At 43.3% G+C, this 16,950-nt stretch carries 17 protein-coding genes; 8 read left to right on the plus strand and 9 right to left on the minus strand.

Annotation, left to right across the window (positions count from 1 at the left end):
* Window positions 1–6: 6 nt before the first annotated feature.
* Window positions 7–1,476 carry an aminotransferase class I/II-fold pyridoxal phosphate-dependent enzyme gene (locus NFU07_RS03435; RefSeq protein WP_251474681.1) on the plus strand — a complete coding sequence of 490 codons (1,470 nt, stop codon included), beginning with the start codon at window positions 7–9 and terminating at the stop codon, window positions 1,474–1,476.
* A gap of 79 nt (window positions 1,477–1,555) precedes the next feature.
* On the opposite strand, the gene NFU07_RS03440 is transcribed toward NFU07_RS03435, so the two are convergent.
* The 6 genes from NFU07_RS03440 to NFU07_RS03465 all read right to left on the minus strand — a co-directional run bounded on the left by NFU07_RS03440 (window position 1,556) and on the right by NFU07_RS03465 (window position 8,321).
* The gene (locus NFU07_RS03440) at window positions 1,556–2,380 is read right to left on the minus strand and encodes a polysaccharide deacetylase family protein (protein ID WP_251474683.1); all 825 of its coding nucleotides are present in this window, start codon (window positions 2,378–2,380) and stop codon (window positions 1,556–1,558) included.
* Window positions 2,381–2,466: 86 nt separating this feature from the next.
* The gene (gene lpdA, locus NFU07_RS03445) at window positions 2,467–3,876 is read right to left on the minus strand and encodes a dihydrolipoyl dehydrogenase (RefSeq protein WP_251474685.1); all 1,410 of its coding nucleotides are present in this window, start codon (window positions 3,874–3,876) and stop codon (window positions 2,467–2,469) included.
* Between the two features lie 5 nt (window positions 3,877–3,881).
* Window positions 3,882–5,252: a dihydrolipoamide acetyltransferase family protein gene (locus tag NFU07_RS03450; RefSeq protein WP_251474687.1), complete on the minus strand. Its 1,371-nt coding sequence runs from the start codon at window positions 5,250–5,252 to the stop codon at window positions 3,882–3,884.
* A gap of 28 nt (window positions 5,253–5,280) precedes the next feature.
* A complete protein-coding gene (locus NFU07_RS03455; RefSeq protein WP_251474688.1) occupies window positions 5,281–6,258 on the minus strand; it encodes an alpha-ketoacid dehydrogenase subunit beta in 978 nt (325 codons plus the stop codon).
* A gap of 3 nt (window positions 6,259–6,261) precedes the next feature.
* Entirely contained in the window at window positions 6,262–7,374 is a 1,113-nt protein-coding gene (pdhA, locus tag NFU07_RS03460) for a pyruvate dehydrogenase (acetyl-transferring) E1 component subunit alpha (RefSeq protein WP_251474690.1), read from the minus strand.
* Window positions 7,375–7,676: 302 nt separating this feature from the next.
* The gene (locus NFU07_RS03465) at window positions 7,677–8,321 is read right to left on the minus strand and encodes a YkyA family protein (RefSeq protein WP_251474691.1); all 645 of its coding nucleotides are present in this window, start codon (window positions 8,319–8,321) and stop codon (window positions 7,677–7,679) included.
* Between the two features lie 280 nt (window positions 8,322–8,601).
* On the opposite strand from NFU07_RS03465, the gene def reads away from it, so the two are divergent.
* A complete protein-coding gene (gene def / locus NFU07_RS03470) occupies window positions 8,602–9,168 on the plus strand; it encodes a peptide deformylase (protein ID WP_251474692.1) in 567 nt (188 codons plus the stop codon).
* A 33-nt stretch (window positions 9,169–9,201) separates the two neighbouring features.
* Here the strand turns inward: def and NFU07_RS03475 are convergent, their stop codons facing one another.
* Window positions 9,202–9,972, minus strand: a complete 771-nt coding sequence (locus tag NFU07_RS03475; protein WP_251474694.1) for a Cof-type HAD-IIB family hydrolase — start codon at window positions 9,970–9,972, stop codon at window positions 9,202–9,204.
* A gap of 284 nt (window positions 9,973–10,256) precedes the next feature.
* Here NFU07_RS03475 and NFU07_RS03480 point away from each other — a divergent pair, with 284 nt between their 5' ends.
* Together NFU07_RS03480 and rnjA are read left to right on the plus strand one after the other, a co-directional pair.
* Complete coding sequence (locus NFU07_RS03480) at window positions 10,257–10,469, plus strand: DNA-dependent RNA polymerase subunit epsilon (RefSeq protein WP_235196677.1); 213 nt, start codon at window positions 10,257–10,259, stop codon at window positions 10,467–10,469.
* Window positions 10,470–10,471: 2 nt separating this feature from the next.
* On the plus strand, window positions 10,472–12,139 hold the full coding sequence (gene rnjA, locus NFU07_RS03485; protein ID WP_251474697.1) for a ribonuclease J1: 1,668 nt from the start codon (window positions 10,472–10,474) through the stop codon (window positions 12,137–12,139).
* A gap of 209 nt (window positions 12,140–12,348) precedes the next feature.
* Here the strand turns inward: rnjA and NFU07_RS03490 are convergent, their stop codons facing one another.
* Together NFU07_RS03490 and NFU07_RS03495 are read right to left on the minus strand one after the other, a co-directional pair.
* Window positions 12,349–13,008, minus strand: coding sequence for a potassium channel family protein (locus tag NFU07_RS03490; protein ID WP_235196678.1), 660 nt, complete (start codon window positions 13,006–13,008; stop codon window positions 12,349–12,351).
* Between the two features lie 89 nt (window positions 13,009–13,097).
* Window positions 13,098–13,400 carry a hypothetical protein gene (locus tag NFU07_RS03495; protein WP_251474700.1) on the minus strand — a complete coding sequence of 101 codons (303 nt, stop codon included), beginning with the start codon at window positions 13,398–13,400 and terminating at the stop codon, window positions 13,098–13,100.
* 287 nt (window positions 13,401–13,687) lie between these two features.
* Between NFU07_RS03495 and NFU07_RS03500 the strand changes: the two genes are divergently transcribed.
* The 4 genes from NFU07_RS03500 to NFU07_RS03515 are packed head-to-tail and all read left to right on the plus strand — an operon-like array spanning window position 13,688 to window position 16,949.
* Complete coding sequence (locus NFU07_RS03500) at window positions 13,688–14,230, plus strand: helix-turn-helix domain-containing protein (protein WP_251474713.1); 543 nt, start codon at window positions 13,688–13,690, stop codon at window positions 14,228–14,230.
* Window positions 14,231–14,247: 17 nt separating this feature from the next.
* Window positions 14,248–15,348, plus strand: coding sequence for an ABC transporter ATP-binding protein (locus NFU07_RS03505; RefSeq protein WP_251474736.1), 1,101 nt, complete (start codon window positions 14,248–14,250; stop codon window positions 15,346–15,348).
* The gene (locus NFU07_RS03510; RefSeq protein WP_235196683.1) at window positions 15,341–16,165 is read left to right on the plus strand and encodes an ABC transporter permease; all 825 of its coding nucleotides are present in this window, start codon (window positions 15,341–15,343) and stop codon (window positions 16,163–16,165) included. The genes NFU07_RS03505 and NFU07_RS03510 overlap by 8 nt, the downstream gene beginning before the upstream one ends.
* Window positions 16,149–16,949, plus strand: coding sequence for an ABC transporter permease (locus NFU07_RS03515; protein ID WP_235196684.1), 801 nt, complete (start codon window positions 16,149–16,151; stop codon window positions 16,947–16,949). Before NFU07_RS03510 ends, NFU07_RS03515 begins: the two co-directional genes overlap by 17 nt.
* Window position 16,950: the final 1 nt, after the last annotated feature.

The following is a 16,950-nucleotide window of genomic DNA, read 5'->3' on the forward strand; positions in this document are numbered from 1 at the left end:
CCCTAAATGTCTCAATTAGAAACTCCGTTATTCGATGCACTCCTGAAACATCGAAACCGGCACCCCATTCAATTTCATATTCCTGGCCATAAAAAAGGCCAAGGCGTCGACCCGGCTTTCCGGGAATTTGTCGGCGATAATATTTTATCGATAGACTTGATCAATATCGCTCCTTTAGATGATTTGCATTCACCAAAAGGTGCGATTAAAGAAGCGCAGGAATTAGCCGCCAAAGCATTTGGCGCAGATTATACGTTCTTCTCTGTCCAAGGTACGAGCGGTGCAATTATGACCATGATTTTAAGCGTCGTAGGTCCGAACGATAAAATCCTAGTTCCGCGCAATGTCCATAAATCCATTATGTCCGCTATCGTATTCGCTGGCGCCATTCCAATTTTCATCCATCCTGAAGTGGATCCAGAACTCGGGATCTCCCATGGCATTTCTGCAGAAGCGGTTGAAAAAGCATTGATCGAATACCCTGATGCAAAAGCGGTTCTTGTCATCAATCCGACCTATTTTGGCGTCGCAGCTGACTTGAAACGGATTGTCGACATTGCCCATGACCGCCAAGTTCCGGTTTTAGTAGACGAAGCACACGGTGTCCACATCCACTTCCATAAATCTTTGCCGATTTCCGCGATGGAAGCAGGTGCAGATATGGCGGCTACATCCGTCCATAAACTTGGCGGTTCTATGACGCAAAGTTCGGTACTGAATGTCCGCGAGGGCTTGGTTTCTGCTAAGCGCGTTCAATCAACACTTTCCATGCTGACAACGACTTCAACGTCCTATCCGATTCTTGCGTCATTGGACACGGCACGCAGACAGCTGGCGATCCACGGCTATGATTTGATCGATCATGCTATCCGTTTAGCACAAGATGCACGCAAGCGAATCAATAAAATCGCCCATCTGCATTGTGTAGGAAAAGAGATTTTAAATAGCTCTGCTACCTATGATATGGATCCGACCAAATTATTGATCAGCGTAAAAAATCTTGGCATCACTGGCCATCAGGCTGAAGAATGGCTGCGGGAAAACGCCAATATTGAAATCGAATTATCCGACCTTTACAATATCCTTTGCTTAGTAACCATCGGCGACAGCCGCAAGGAGCTGAATCTGTTAGTAAATGCCCTTCAGCGGATGAGCGAGGCTTTCGAGAGCGACGCCGCAATCATCGAACCGGTTGTTCTCTTGCCAGATATCCCACGCCTTGCGATGACGCCGAGAGACGCTTTTTACGCAACAACTGAAGTCATCTCGATCGAGGAAGCTGTCGGAAGAATTTCAGCAGAGTTTATCATGGTCTATCCTCCAGGCATCCCGATTTTCATTCCTGGGGAAATCATCACCCAGGAGAATATCGAATACATCGATATGAACATCAAAGCTGGTTTGCCGGTACAAGGGCCAGAAGACGATACGCTGCAAATGCTGCGTGTCATTAAAGAACAGCAGGCGATTCGTTAAAAAATATTCTGCTTTTCATCGAATCTGATTCACTTAATAAAAAAAGTCCGGAGCTTTCGCTTCCCGGACTTTTTTTCATTTACTGTTCAAGTTCAATCTCTTGCGGATCGACGAACGTATAGCCTTTTGCTTGGAGGCCCTCTACGATCCCTGGAAGAGCCGCTGCCGTCCATTCCCGGTCATGCATTAATAAGTTTGACCCATTGCGCAAAAACTCAGTATTGACCATGATATCCGTTAAAGCCGCTGGATCCATATACTGTTTTTCCCAATCGTAGCCATAGGACCAATTCATCAGCAACATGCCTTCTTGTTGCACCAGGGCACGGCTGAAGTCCGTATTGGCTCCGTGTGGCGCCCGGAAGAATTTCGGCTTTTCGCCGATCACTTGTTCAACTGTCTCATTCACAGCTAAAATCTCTTCTTTTTGCTGCTCATCAGAAATCGTCGTTAAATTCGGATGGGTTTGCGTGTGGTTGCCGATTGCAAAGCCCAAGTCATGAATTTTTCTTAAGTTCTCTTTTTCTTCGTCGCTATCCAAAAAATGGCCATTGACAAAGAAAATGGCCGGGACATCTAACTCTTTCAATGTAGTCGCCATTTCCACTGCATGCTTGTCTGGGGCATCATCAATGGTCAGCAATACTGCTTCTGCCGGAGCATCTGCAATCGGCTCTACTCCCCAAGTAGCCGGATTCAAGCGATATTGAGGTTCCGCTTCTGCCACTTCTTCGGCTTGTGCGCTATCTGCTTCATTTGCATTCTCAGTTTCTGCAGGCGTTTCTTTTGCCTTCTCTTCCGTAGGTGCCGTTTCTTTTTGATCAGCAGTTTCAGCCTGTTCATCGCCGCAAGCTGCAAGCAACGAAATTCCAACTGCCAATATTAACCATTTCATATGTACCATGTCACTATCACCCTTTCGGTGCCATTCTATCATGAATAAAGGCATAAAAAAAGAAACCCGCATGAAAATGCGGATTTCTTCTTTCATTATTTAATGATATGGATTGGAGTTCCAAGCGCCACTTCTGCAGCTTCCATTGTGATTTCAGCCAATGTTGGGTGAGCGTGGATCGTCATTGCGATATCTTCAACCGTCATACCCGCTTCAATAGCAAGGCCTAACTCAGCGATCATATCAGACGCACCAGCACCAACGATGTGAGCACCAAGCAACAAACCATCTGATTTGCGTGAAACAAGTTTCACGAAACCTTCAGATGCGTTCAATGCAAGTGCACGGCCGTTAGCTCCGAATGGGAATTTAGCAGCAGCCGCTTCAAATCCTTGTTCTTTTGCTTGCTCTTCAGTTAAACCGACGCTTGCAAGTTCAGGATCTGTGAAGCAGACAGCAGGGATTGCCAAGTAATCCACTTCTGATTTTTCTCCAGCAATTGCTTCTGCAGCAACTTTACCTTCGTAAGATGCCTTGTGAGCAAGTTGAAGTCCAGGTACTACATCCCCGATTGCATAGAAGTTAGGAATGTTCGTACGGCATTGTTTGTCAACTTCGATCAAACCGCGTTCAGACATTTTTACACCGACTTCTTCAAGTCCCATTTCATCCGTATTTGGACGACGTCCAACTGTTACCAATACATAATCCGCTTCAACGGTTTTTTCTTCCCCGCCCACTTCATATTTTACAGTAACGCCGTTTTCAGTTTCTTCTACACCTTTAGCAGATGCTTTAGTGATGACTTCAACGCCTTTTTTCTTCAAGCCTTTTTTGACGATAGCCGTCATTTGCTTTTCGAATCCAGCAAGAATATCAGGTGCACCTTCAAGGATAGTAACTTCTGATCCAAGATTTGCATAAGCAGTTCCAAGTTCAGTTCCGATATAACCGCCGCCGATAACGACAAGTTTTTTAGGGACTTCTTGAAGTGCTAAAGCACCTGTAGAATTGATGACGCGTTTAGAGAATTTGAAAGTTGGAATTTCCACCGGGCGAGATCCTGTCGCAATGATTACATTTTTGAATGTATAAGTTTGCGACGATTTTTCGTCCATAACGCGTACTGAATTTTCATCTACGAAATAAGCTTCACCGCGAACGATTTCAACTTTATTTCCTTTTAGAAGCGATTCAACACCGCCAGTCAATTTTTTCACAACGCCGTTTTTGAATGCTTGCGCTTTTTCAAAGTTAATGGATACTTCTTTAGCGACAATACCCATATCATCTGAATGTTGAGCTTCTTCAAAACGGTGGCCTACTGAGATAAGTGCTTTCGAAGGGATACAGCCGACGTTCAAGCATACGCCTCCGATATATTCTTTCTCAACGATTGTTACTTTTTGGCCAGTTTGCGCTGCACGGATTGCTGCTACATATCCGCCAGGGCCTGAGCCGATGACGAGCGTATCTGTTTCGATTGGAAAATCTCCTACTACCATAATTTTTACGCCTCCATTAATAATAATTCAGGTTCGCTTAATAAGCGTTTGATGTGATTTAATGCGTGTTGCGCTGTTGCTCCGTCAATCATGCGATGATCAAAGCTCAATGATAATGCTAACACAGGTGCAGCAACAATTTCACCATTTTTAATTACTGGCTTCTCAGCGATGCGGCCAATTCCAAGAATTGCTACTTCAGGGTGGTTGATGACTGGAGTGAACCATTGGCCGCCGGCAGAACCGATATTCGTGATTGAGCACGAAGCGCCTTTCATCTCAGCAGCAGTCAATTTACCTTCACGCGCTTTTGTTGCAAGTCCATTAATTTCATCAGAAATCGAGAACACGGATTTACGGTCTGCATTTTTAATAACAGGAACCATAAGGCCTTTCTCAGTATCTGCTGCAATTCCGATATTGAAATAGTGTTTTTGGATGATTTCGCTTGTTTCATCATCGAAAGACGTATTCAATGCTGGGAATTCACGCAATGTGCTTACCAAAGCTTTTACTACGTATGGCAAGTAAGTCAGCTTGATTTCTTTTTCAGCTGCAATATCTTTGAATTTTTTGCGGTGTGCGACGAGTTCTGTAACGTCCACTTCGTCCATTAACGTAACGTGAGGAGCTGTATGTTTTGAATGCACCATCGCTTTCGCAATCGCTTTGCGGATGCCTGACATCTTCTCGCGTGTTTCCGGGAAATCGCCTTCAGGAACAGCTGGCGCTTTTGGAGCTGCTGGTTCTTTAGCAGATTCTTTTTCAACCGCTTCCGTTTCAGGAGCACTTTCAACAACTGCTTGCTCTTGTCCGCCGCTCAAGAACGCTTCGATATCTTCTTTCAAGATACGGCCGTTATTGCCTGAACCTGAAACTTGTGTGATATCAACGTCTTTTTCTCTTGCAAACTTGCGGACTGAAGGCATCGCGATTACGCGTGCATTCGGGTCAGCTGGCGCTTTAGCTTGAGGCTGTTCGCCGGCTCCCGTTTCCGCATTTTTAGGTACTTCTTCTTTTACGGGTTCTTTTTCAACATTCTGAGCAGATTCAGCTGTTCCAGCTTGAACTTGCTCTTCTGTTTCTTCTTTGCTTTCAGAAGGGGCTGCATCTCCGCTTCCTTCGTTATCTGAAGCATCGTCGCTTTCGATCCGGACCAGCACGTCACCAACAACTGCTACCGTTCCTTCTTCAACGATGATCTCTTTGACTGTTCCTGATACTGGTGAAGGCATTTCAACAACTGCTTTGTCGTTCTGCACTTCAAACATGATGTCATCTTCTTCGATTCGATCTCCTGCTTTTACGAACCATTTTACGATTTCACCTTCGTGGATACCTTCTCCGATATCCGGTAAACGAAATTCAAAAGCCATTAGTTTCACCCTTTCTTTTCTAAACGAATTAGAACGTTAACACTTTCTTAGCTGTTTCTAGTATATCCTTCGAATTTGGAAGCCAAACTTGTTCAGCTTGTGAGAATGGGAAAATAGAATCTGGAGCCGTTACACGCAATACAGGAGCTTCTAGACTCAAAATTGCACGATCCATGATTTCAGCTACAACGTTTGCAGCAATACCCGCTTGTTTTTGTGCTTCTTGGACAACCATTGCGCGTCCAGTTTTTTCTACTGAAGCGACAATCGCTTCGATATCCAAAGGTTGGATTGTACGAAGGTCGATCACTTCTGCAGAGTAGCCTTCTTTTTCAAGTTCTTCGGCCGCTTTCAAACTTTCTTGCACCATCGCGCCGTAAGCAATAATCGTCAAATCCTTGCCTTCGCGTTTGATATCCGCTTTCCCTAATGGAATTGTGTAAGCTTCTTCCGGAACTTCCTGACGGCCTGAGCGGTATAATTTCAAATGCTCAAGGAAAATAACCGGGTCATTGTCGCGGATTGAAGAAATCAACAAACCTTTTGCATCATAAGGAGTTGATGGTACAACCACTTTTAAACCTGGTTGTGAAGTCATCAACAACTCTAGGGAGTCTGCGTGCATTTCAGGTGTATGAACACCGCCGCCGAAAGGTGAGCGCAGTGTGATTGGTGCATTTAAGCTGCCGCCGCTGCGGAAACGCATGCGAGCCATTTGACCGCTGATTGAATCCATTACTTCATAAACAAATCCGAAAAACTGGATTTCCGGAACTGGACGGAACCCTTGCAGCGCAAGGCCGATTGCAAGGCCGCCGATTCCTGACTCAGCCAAAGGCGTATCGAATACACGGTCTTCACCGAATTCTTTTTGCAATCCTTCTGTCGCACGGAAAACACCGCCGTTATTTCCTACGTCTTCCCCGAAAACTAGTACATTTTCATCGTTTTGCATCTCTGTTTTCAGAGCGTCGGTAATTGCTTGAACCATAGTCATTTGTGCCATCGCTTACTTCGACTCCTTTGCTTTGTAGATATCAAGTTGCTCTTGAACGTTGAATGGAACCTCTTCGTACATGATTTCCAATAGGTTAGTAACCGTTTGTTTCGGAGCACTATCGGCTTTTTTGACAGCCGCTTTAATTTCTTCTTTAGCTTTTTCAATTACTTCGTTTTCTTTTTCTTCGTTCCAAATGCCTTTCGCTTCTAGATATTTACGGAAGCGGATAAGCGGATCTTTCTTTTCCCACTCGCTGTCTGTGTCAGAAGTACGGTAGCGAGTCGGGTCATCGCCAGCCATTGTATGCGGGCCATAACGGTAGCAAAGTGTTTCGATCAATGTCGGGCCTTCGCCACGAATTGCGCGTTCACGTGCATCGCGCGTTACTGAATAAACCGCTAATGGATCCATGCCGTCAACTAAAACTCCTGGGATTCCGGCAGCTACAGCTTTTTGTGCAATTGTCTTCGCAGAAGTCTGCAATTCACGCGGTGTAGAAATCGCGTATTGGTTATTCTGTACAAAGAAAATAGCAGGTGCACGGAATGAACCGGCAAAGTTAATGCCTTCATAGAAGTCACCTTGTGAAGAACCGCCGTCGCCTGTGTAAGTAACAGCAACTGCTTCTTTTTTGCGTTTTTGCATACCTAGTGCCACACCTGCTGCTTGGATATATTGTGCGCCGATAATGATTTGCGGCGGCAAGATGTTCAAGCCCTCAGGCATTTGGTTCCCCATGAAGTGTCCACGCGAGAACAAGAATGCTTGGTGCAGCGGCCAGCCATGCCAGATTAGTTGCGGAACATCACGATAGCCCGGCAAAATGAAGTCTTCTTTTTTAAGCGCAAAATGAGACGCTAATTGAGACGCTTCCTGTCCAGCAGTCGGCGCATAGAAACCTAAACGTCCTTGGCGGTTCAATGAAATTGAACGCTGATCCAAAATACGCGTATAAACCATACGGCTCATTAATTCCTGTAATTCTTCATCGGATAATTTCGGGTCTGCCTCTTCATTGACGATTTCGCCTTCTTCGTTCAGAACCTGGACCATTTCAAACTTTTCTTCGATTGCGTGCAGTGTTTCCACTGGATCAAATTGCTGTGATTTTTTCGCAGCCATAAAAGCAACTCTCCTTTTATCTGTATTAAGATTTCTTTATTGATATAGTAATACAATTGCACATTCCTCTTCAGTATACGTTACTTGATTTGCATGGTCAATCATTGAGAACCGTTAGTTATCAAGCCTATTTTATAGTAGCAAACGAATCTTCGCCAAAAACTGTACTACTGTTTCCCAAAGAACTGTATTATATTACAGAAAGAGATATACCCCTCTTTTATAGCACAGAAAAAGGGCTGCCCCAGTCTATCGGGCTGCCCTTTTTCATACTTCTTTTTTGTTTGGATAAAGACTTTGCTTTATTGTTCTTCTTTTTCCAGTTCTTCAATGACTTTGTCTTTCATCTCATTAAACTGTTCTGTCCGCTCGTTGAAAACCTTAACCGTGTCCTGGACATCTGTATTTTTTTCATTCACTTCCATCGCTTTTTCCTGCAGCGATTGAAGTTCCGTTTCTTCGTTTAGGAGCATATCGTACAATTCCTTTTGAAGGCCGGTCAGTTCTTCATACGCTCCGGCAAAATCCGAGTGCGCTTCAAAACGTTCCTGCATCTTCGTTTTCAGTTCAGTTAAATCGGTCTTCAGTGATTCTTCATCTGTTTCTTCAATCACAGCATCGATCGCTTTAAATTCTTCTTGGGCATTTTTGATTGATTCGTTTTCTGTTTTCAAAAGTTCTAAGCGCTGGTCAGCCGATTCCATTGCCTCTTCAGCTTGGCCACTCACTTCTTCTTGCTGTTCTTGAGTCAAGCCCATAATGGACTCAAATAATTGCTGTTCGTTTTTTTCCAGTTTTTCCATTTCACTTTGAGTATCCCGGTACTCTTTTTCAGCAGAAAATGTTTCCTGTAAGACATTATCCAATTCTTCACTGGCATTTTGCCCTGAACAAGCACTTAGCAATAAAGCACTCGAGAAAATCGTAGCCATAAAAACTTTTTTCACAAAAAAACCTCCTTATTACATAAATTAACTATAATATTCACCGCACAAAAGCGCAAGCGCCCACCTGCTCCTCTAAACACAAATTAATCGGAGCTGTTGAATGCCTGCAAAAGAATCTTCACGAAGGAAGCACATGCGAATGCTCTTTTTTAAAAATTCGCTTCCCATTTTATAAAGCCTTGCAATTAATCGAACTGTTAGAATTGCATTTTTCTTTCCGGTGTTCCCTATCGTGCGTTATACTAAAGTGTAATGTGTCAGTACGAAAGGATGAATACACTTGATACTCATGAAAGATATAATTCGCGAAGGGCATCCTACACTCCGCCAACGTTCAGAGGAAGTAAGCTTCCCTCTTACAGAAGAGGACCGCAAACTTGCTGAGGACCTTTTGCAATATGTAATTAACAGCCAAGATGATGAAATGATCGAAAAATACGATTTGCGCCCCGGTGTCGGAATTGCGGCTCCTCAAGTCAATAAAGCTAAACGGATTTTCGCGCTTCACTTTGACGAAACAAGCGGCGAAAACCTGAGTTTGATTGCCATCAATCCGAAAATCGTCAGCCATTCTGTGGAAAAAGCCTATTTAACTGCTGGTGAAGGTTGTTTATCGGTAGATCGCGCCATTCCTGGATACGTTCCTCGCTATGCACGCATAACCATCAAAGCTTTTAATGTAGAAGGCGAAGAATACAAAATGCGTTTAAAAGGTTTGCCGGCCATCGCATTCCAGCATGAGCTTGATCATTTAAACGGCGTTATGTTCTTTGACCACATCAATCCTAAAAATCCATTTGCCGAAATTGAAAATGCCATGCCAATAGGAAGAGACTCGGATGAATAATCCGAGCCTCTTTTTATTTTGCCGCTATTCTATTTAAATCAGCTTCAAATGTTTAAATGCATTGGCAAGGCCGTCTTCATCCACATGGTCCGTTACATAAGTCGCGCGTTTTTTTGTTTCTTCATGGCCATTAGCCATCGCCACGCTGACACCAGCCTTCTCCATCATCTGCAAATCATTCAATCCATCGCCAAAAGCAATCGTGTCTTCAATCGTATGGCCGGTTGCGCGGATTAAATGTTCAATGCCGCTCGCTTTTGTTCCGCCTTTTGGCAAAATGTCGCAGGAAACCCGGTGCCAACGGACAAATTGCATTTCTTTGAATGAATCATGGTATTGCTGCTCTTCATCTTGCTCGCAAAACACCAATGCCTGATAAATTTCATTGTCTTTATGAAAATCTTCCACCATTTCAGGATGAGGAAATTTTAAGGTTTTGATGCTTTCATCGATATCCGGATGGTAATCAATCGATGAAACCATTTTCTTTTCATTCATGAAAACAATCGGATGCGCCCGCTTTTCTGCAAATTCGACAATCGAAGACAAAATGTCTGTGTCCAATGCCTCGCGGTGGATGCACTCATCTTCATGGACGATGTATTGCCCGTTGAAAGTAATATATGTACGAATCCCTGTTTCCTGTAAAACTTTTTTAATCATAAAAGGTGCGCGTCCGGTAGCGATGGCTAGATCATGGCCATTTTCCTTCGCCTGAAGAAGCGCTGCTTTTGCACTTTCCGGAATTTCTTTTTTCGAATTCATCAAGGTCCCATCGATATCTAATAATAATAATTTACCCATACATCATTCTCCTATCAAATTTTTATCGTAAAACAGCTCTCATTCTTTACATTTGTCTGAAAATACAGTATAATGCACCTAAGGAGTGAGATAGCCATGCTGAAACTGAAACGTATGAAAAGAAGACTTCTCAGACAGCTAAACGGCATTATGAACAAAAAGAAAATTGCATAATCGGTTTAGCCCTTCTTAATAAATAAGGAGGGCTATTCTTTATTTTAAAACACGGTCATGATAATATAAAGAAAGTGAATTTAATTGAACGTGCAAAAGGAGAGCAAATTATGATTTTTAAAGTATTATATCAAGAAAACCGTGCAGAGGTACCAGTTCGCGAAAACACTAAGAGCCTCTATGTAGAAGCATCATCCGAGCGAGAAGTAAGATTCCACCTGAAAGACCGCAACTATAACATTGAATATATTCAGCTGCTTGAAGGAAGCCATTTGGAATACGAACAAGCCGGCGAAAATTTCGAAGTTGAGAGTTTGGACTAATTATGAAATTTGTTAAGAATGATCAAACAGCTGTATTCGCACTCGGCGGACTAGGCGAAATCGGCAAAAATACGTATGGTGTCCAGTTCCAGGATGAAATCATCCTGATCGACGCAGGCATCAAATTTCCGGAAGACGATTTGCTCGGAATCGATTATGTAATTCCGGATTATACTTATCTCGTTAAAAACGCAGATAAAATCAAAGGCTTGTTCGTAACTCACGGACACGAAGACCATATCGGCGGAATCCCTTACCTCTTGAAAAAGATTAACATTCCCGTCTACGGCGGCAAACTTGCTTTAGGCTTGCTGCGCAAGAAGTTAGAAGAACACGGTTTGCTTCGCCAAACTAAAATGATTGAAATCGAAGAGGAAGATGTCATCAAATTCCGTAAAACTTCGGTAAGTTTCTTCCGTACGACCCACAGTATACCAGATGCTTTCGGAGTAGTGGTCAAAACACCTCCCGGCAACATCGTCCATACTGGGGATTTCAAATTCGACTTTACTCCAGTAGGCGAACCCGCCAACTTATTGAAAATGGCTCAAATCGGAAGCGAAGGCGTTCTTTGCCTGCTTTCTGATAGTACGAATGCTGAAGTCCCTGACTTTACGATGTCAGAGCGCAAAGTCGGCGAATCCATCAAGGACATTATGAGAAAAGTGGATGGCCGCCTAATTTTCGCAACATTCGCATCTAATATTTACCGTCTTCAGCAAGTGACGGATGAAGCTGTGGCCCAAGGCCGTAAAATCGCAGTATTTGGACGCAGTATGGACAATGCAATGACGATTGGCCGGGAACTTGGCTATATCAATGCCCCTGAGGACGCTTTCGTAGATACTCAAACATTGAACCGCCTGCCTGCCAATGAAGTCCTTATTCTTTGTACAGGATCTCAAGGCGAGCCCATGGCAGCTCTTTCGAGAATTGCAAACGGCACACACCGCCAGATTCAAATCCAACCGAATGATACGGTCGTCTTCTCGTCTTCCCCGATTCCGGGCAATACGAGCAGTGTAAACCGTACAATCAATTTACTGTTCCGTGCTGGAGCAGATGTTATCCACGGTTCATTGAATAACGTCCACACTTCTGGACATGGTTCTCAACCAGAAAACAAATTGATGCTTCGTTTGATCAAGCCGAAATTCTTTATGCCGATCCACGGTGAATACCGGATGCAGAAAATCCATGCCCAATTAGCAGTGGATTGCGATGTACCGGAAGAAAACACGTTTATTATGGAAAATGGCGATGTCTTAGCGCTTAGCCAAAACGAGGCTTCTGTTGCAGGACGCATCCCATCTGGAGATGTCTACATCGACGGCAGCGGCATTGGCGACATCGGCAATATCGTTCTTCGTGACCGCCGTGTGCTGTCTGAAGAAGGATTGGTCATCGTCGTAGTCAGCGTTGATATGAAGAAAAACAAAATGGTTTCCGGTCCGGACATCATTTCACGTGGATTTGTCTACATGCGTGAATCCGGTACGATGATTTATGAGGCTCAGCAAATGCTGAACCGACATTTGAACAAAAAGATCCATGGCAAGAACACAGAATGGGCTGAACTGAAAAGCGATATCTCTGACGTGTTAGGGCCATACCTATACGAAAAAACAAAACGCCGTCCAATGATCTTGCCGATCATCATGGAAGTCTAGAAAAGCGGAAGCACCTGTTCAGCCCAGACAAGCGCTGGAGGTTTTGAAGGTAATGGCGTTCTTTGCCATTACCGGCAAGACCGAAGCGTCTCGAGGGGCTAGGTTGATGCAGACTGGACATCAGAAAAAAATTCAACTATCATCAACTAAAAAACCGTTCGTATCAGGAATTTCTGACACGAACGGTTTTTTTCACTATCTTTAGTTTTTTAGTTTAAGACTTTTTTCTCGAACCGGTTAATATCCGCATCAGATCCGATGATGATCAATACGTCAGCCAATTCGATTTCCATATCTGCCTGCGGCGATACTAAGATCTGGCCTTCTCTTTTAATGGCTACGATATTAATGCCGTATTTTGCGCGTATGTCCAAACCGATTAATGTCCGCCCTGCCAGCTTTTCATTGGCTTGGATTTCGGCAATGGAATGCTCATCCGATAACTCTAAGTAATCCAACACATTATTGGATAACATATTATGGGCTATTCGAATCCCCATATCCCGTTCCGGGTGAACGACATGGTCCGCCCCAATTTTGCTCAATACTTTAGCGTGATAATCATTTTGGGCTTTAACAGTGATTTTTTTGACCCCGATCTCTTTTAGCATCAAAGTCGTCAGGATACTCGCTTGAATATTCTCACCAATGGCCACAATGACATGTTCAAAATTGCGGATGCCCAGGGATTTCAAAACCGCTTCATCTGTTGTATCTGCGACGACCGCTTGTGTAGCGATAGTCGCAAATTCATCGACACGTTCAGTATCTTTATCAATTGCCATTACGTCTGCATCTTGTTCAATCAGCTCACGTACGATGCTTCCACCGAATCGTCCAAGGCCGATGACTACAAATTCCTTCTTCATATACATCCCCCAAATTCTTTTATAGCCATTAGTTTAGCATATTCCCACATAAAAATAGCGTATAAAAAAAATAAAAAAACCCCGCCTTATCAGCGGGGATCTAATGGCCGTTTTGGCCGTTTTTCACAGTATTCACAGTGGACATCGCTGCATTTTTCTTCACGCCATTCGTTGCAGCTTGAGCAATAGCTTGCATCAAATTCATCATCGAAAGTTAAAGCAGACAAACACGTATGGCAATACGTATGGACATCCATCCAATTGATAAATTGTTTATTGGCTACTAAGTAAAGACCTTGCTGGTCCTGTTTATAATTCATGATTGAAGATTTTTGGACAATGCGGTTTTTAGGGTCCAAGAAAAAATTCATTTTGCCGTTCAAATTGATCACTCCCGAAAGATAGGTTAAACATGGTTATCTTTTAACTATCATATCATCATTTTTCAGAGTTAAAAGTGTTTTTTAGGTTTTCAAGTTTTACTCCATTCCTTAATGATAATAAAGTTTTGCGGTAAAAAGCAATGTTTAAGAAAAATTTCTTTAAAGTATTTATTATACTTGAAAAACGAACTGGTTTTTGTATAATGATAATTGCTGTTAGTAAACTTAAAGTATATTTTTACTAAACATAATTTATTCAAAGTTTACTATTACTATATAAAACGAGGTGAAGCTGCGTGCAAATCGGAATGAAGATAAAACGGCTGCGGCTTAAAAATGGATTGACGCAGGAAGAACTCGGTGAACGGACAGATTTGAGCAAAGGATTTATCTCTCAATTGGAACGTGATATGAATTCACCTTCTATTGAAACCTTATTTTCGCTATTAGAAGTTCTCGGCACGACACCGAAGGAATTTTTTGATGACTCCGATAAAGAAGTGAAAGTCGTGTTTACGCCAAGTGACCATACGATCCACACAGACACGGAAGCAGGCTATGAGATCGATTGGCTCATCACCACTTCGAATGAAAAAGAAATGGAACCTGTCTATCTTACACTTGAAGAAAAAGGTGAATTCAAACATTTTGAACCATCTTTGGCCGAGACGTTCATCTACGTGCTTGAAGGGCGTGTACGCCTGGTCCTTGGAGACAATGAGTATCTTGCAAGCGCTGGAGATTCCCTTTATTATGAAGCTTCTGACCATCATCAGCTTATTAACGCTCATTCTGGAAAATCAGAAATGATCATTGTTGCCACACAATCATACTTGTAAATTTGGAGGGATATCTATTGGATACATCAATTATTCGTTTTGAAAATGTTTCGCAAATATATGACGGGGCCGGCCCCGTTTTGAACGATGTCAGCTTTGAACTCGAAAAAGGGAAATTCTACACACTTCTCGGCCCTTCCGGCTGCGGAAAAACGACAATTCTGCGTTTAATCGCAGGATTCATTACACCGACTAAAGGCGATGTGTATATTGAAGGAAAGAAAGTTAATAATATTCCTGCCAACGAACGCCAAGTGAATACGGTTTTCCAAGACTATGCCCTCTTCCCTCACCTCAATGTATTTGAGAATGTGGCTTTTGGGCTGCGCATTAAGAAACTAAAAAAAGCAGAAGTTGAACGCCGTGTGAAAGAAGCCTTGGAATTCGTAAACTTAAAAGGATATGAGAACCGGGAAATCAGTGAAATGTCTGGCGGGCAGCGCCAACGCGTCGCAATTGCGCGAGCGATTGTCAATGACCCCGAAGTAATCTTGCTGGATGAACCGCTATCTGCACTCGATTTGAAATTACGTACTGAAATGCAGTATGAACTGCGCGAACTTCAACAGCGCCTTGGCAAAACGTTTATTTTTGTCACTCATGACCAAGAAGAAGCACTGGCTATGTCCGATGAAATTTTCGTTATGAAAGCAGGCGAAATTCAGCAAAGCGGCACGCCGATGGATATTTACGACGAGCCCATCAACCGCTTTGTTGCAGACTTTATCGGTGAATCCAATATTGTAGCCGGTGAAATGATCGAAGATTACCGAGTTCGCTTTGCCAATAAAGAATTCGAATGCGTCGACCAGGGCTTGAATCCGAACGAACAAGTAGAAATTGTCATCCGTCCGGAAGATCTTGAAATCACATCTGTAGAAAACGGAAAAATGGCTGTTACCGTCGATACCCAATTATTCCGTGGCGTCCACTTCGAAATCTCCACAATTGATGAAGTCGGCAACGAATGGCTCGTTCATTCCACGAAAAAAGCGGAAGTCGGTTCACTGATCGGCCTGGATTTTGATCCAGAAGCAATCCACGTTATGCGTTTGAACGAGTCCGAAGAAGCTTTTGATGCACGTCTCGAATCGTACGGAGTTGAAGCCGATGAATAGTAAAGGAGCACGCAGTTTTTATCTAATCCCGTATTATATTTGGATTGCGCTGTTTGTTATTGCGCCGATTGCATTAGTCGTCTATTATTCCTTCTTTGACCTGCAAGGGAATTTGACGCTCGAGAACTATCAAAACTTCTTTTCATCTGTGTACTTGCGTTTGACGCTGAGTTCGTTCTGGTATGCCTTCCTGGTCACCTTCTTTTCAATCCTGATCGCTTACCCGACAGCCTATTGGCTAACGAAAACGAAGCATAAGCAATTGTGGCTATTGTTGATCATCATCCCTTCTTGGATCAATTTGCTGTTGAAAACTTATGCCTTTATCGGGATATTCGGCTTATACGGTCCAGCCAATAAATTTTTGGCTGCCATCGGCCTAGGGGAACAGCAGATCCTCTTCACGGATTTCAGTTTTATTTTCGTATCGGTTTATATTTTTATTCCGTTCATGATTTTGCCGATTTTCAATTCCTTGGATAAATTGAATCCGGCTTTGATGGATGCTTCGCGCGACCTCGGTGCATCTTCATGGATGACGTTCAGAAAAGTGATTTTCCCATTGACGATCAATGGGGTTAAATCCGGTGTCCAAGCCGTCTTCATCCCTGCCCTGTCGCTATTCGTCATTACGCGTTTAATCGCCGGAAATAAAGTCATTACACTCGGTACAGCCATTGAACAGCAATTCCTCGTAACGCAGAACTGGGGCATGGGTTCAACGATCGCTGTGTTCTTGATACTCTTCATGATCATCATTATGATGCTGACCGGACAGCGGGAAAAAGGAGGCTCTGCAAATGGGAAAACTAAGTAAAAAAGCAAAAGTCTATTTGGCAGTTGTCTTCTTTATCTTATATGCACCAATTTTTTACTTGATATTTTACTCATTCAATAGCGGCGGCACGATGTCGAGCTTTGACGGGTTTACGCTGGAACATTATGCAGCAGTATTCAATGATACGCGGCTGCTCATCATTTTGATGAATACAGTCATTGTCGCCTTGCTGTCGTCTCTTATTTCAACAGCAATCGGTGTTCTTGGCGCAATTGGGATCGTTTTTTTGCGAAACCGGAAAATGCGCAATGCGGTGCTTTCACTGAACAATATTTTAATTGTCAGCCCGGATGTCATTATCGGCGCCTCGTTTTTGATCTTATTTACGATGATCGGAGTTAAGCTCGGTTTCGCTTCCGTACTGATTTCCCATATCGCATTCAGTATTCCAATCGTCGTCATCATGGTCTTGCCTAAACTGCAGGAAATGAGCAGCACGTTAATTGACGCTGCCGCGGATCTGGGTGCATCTAAACGCGATATTTTGACGCGGGTAATCATCCCTTACATCAAACCGGGGATTTTCGCAGGCTTCTTTTTAGCGTTAACTTATTCATTGGATGACTTTGCGGTTACCTTCTTTGTCACAGGTAACGGATTCTCAACGCTTTCCGTTGAAATCTACTCGATGGCGCGTGCCGGAATTACCTTGACGATCAATGCACTTTCCGCTTTAATATTCATCGTCACGCTCGGCCTTGTCGTCGGCTATTATTTCTTTAACCAACGGGCACGGAATAGCATCGGAACAGGAGGCCATTAAG

The sequence above is a fragment of the Planococcus sp. NCCP-2050 genome (assembly GCF_023708025.1).
GTDB lineage: Bacteria > Bacillota > Bacilli > Bacillales_A > Planococcaceae > Planococcus.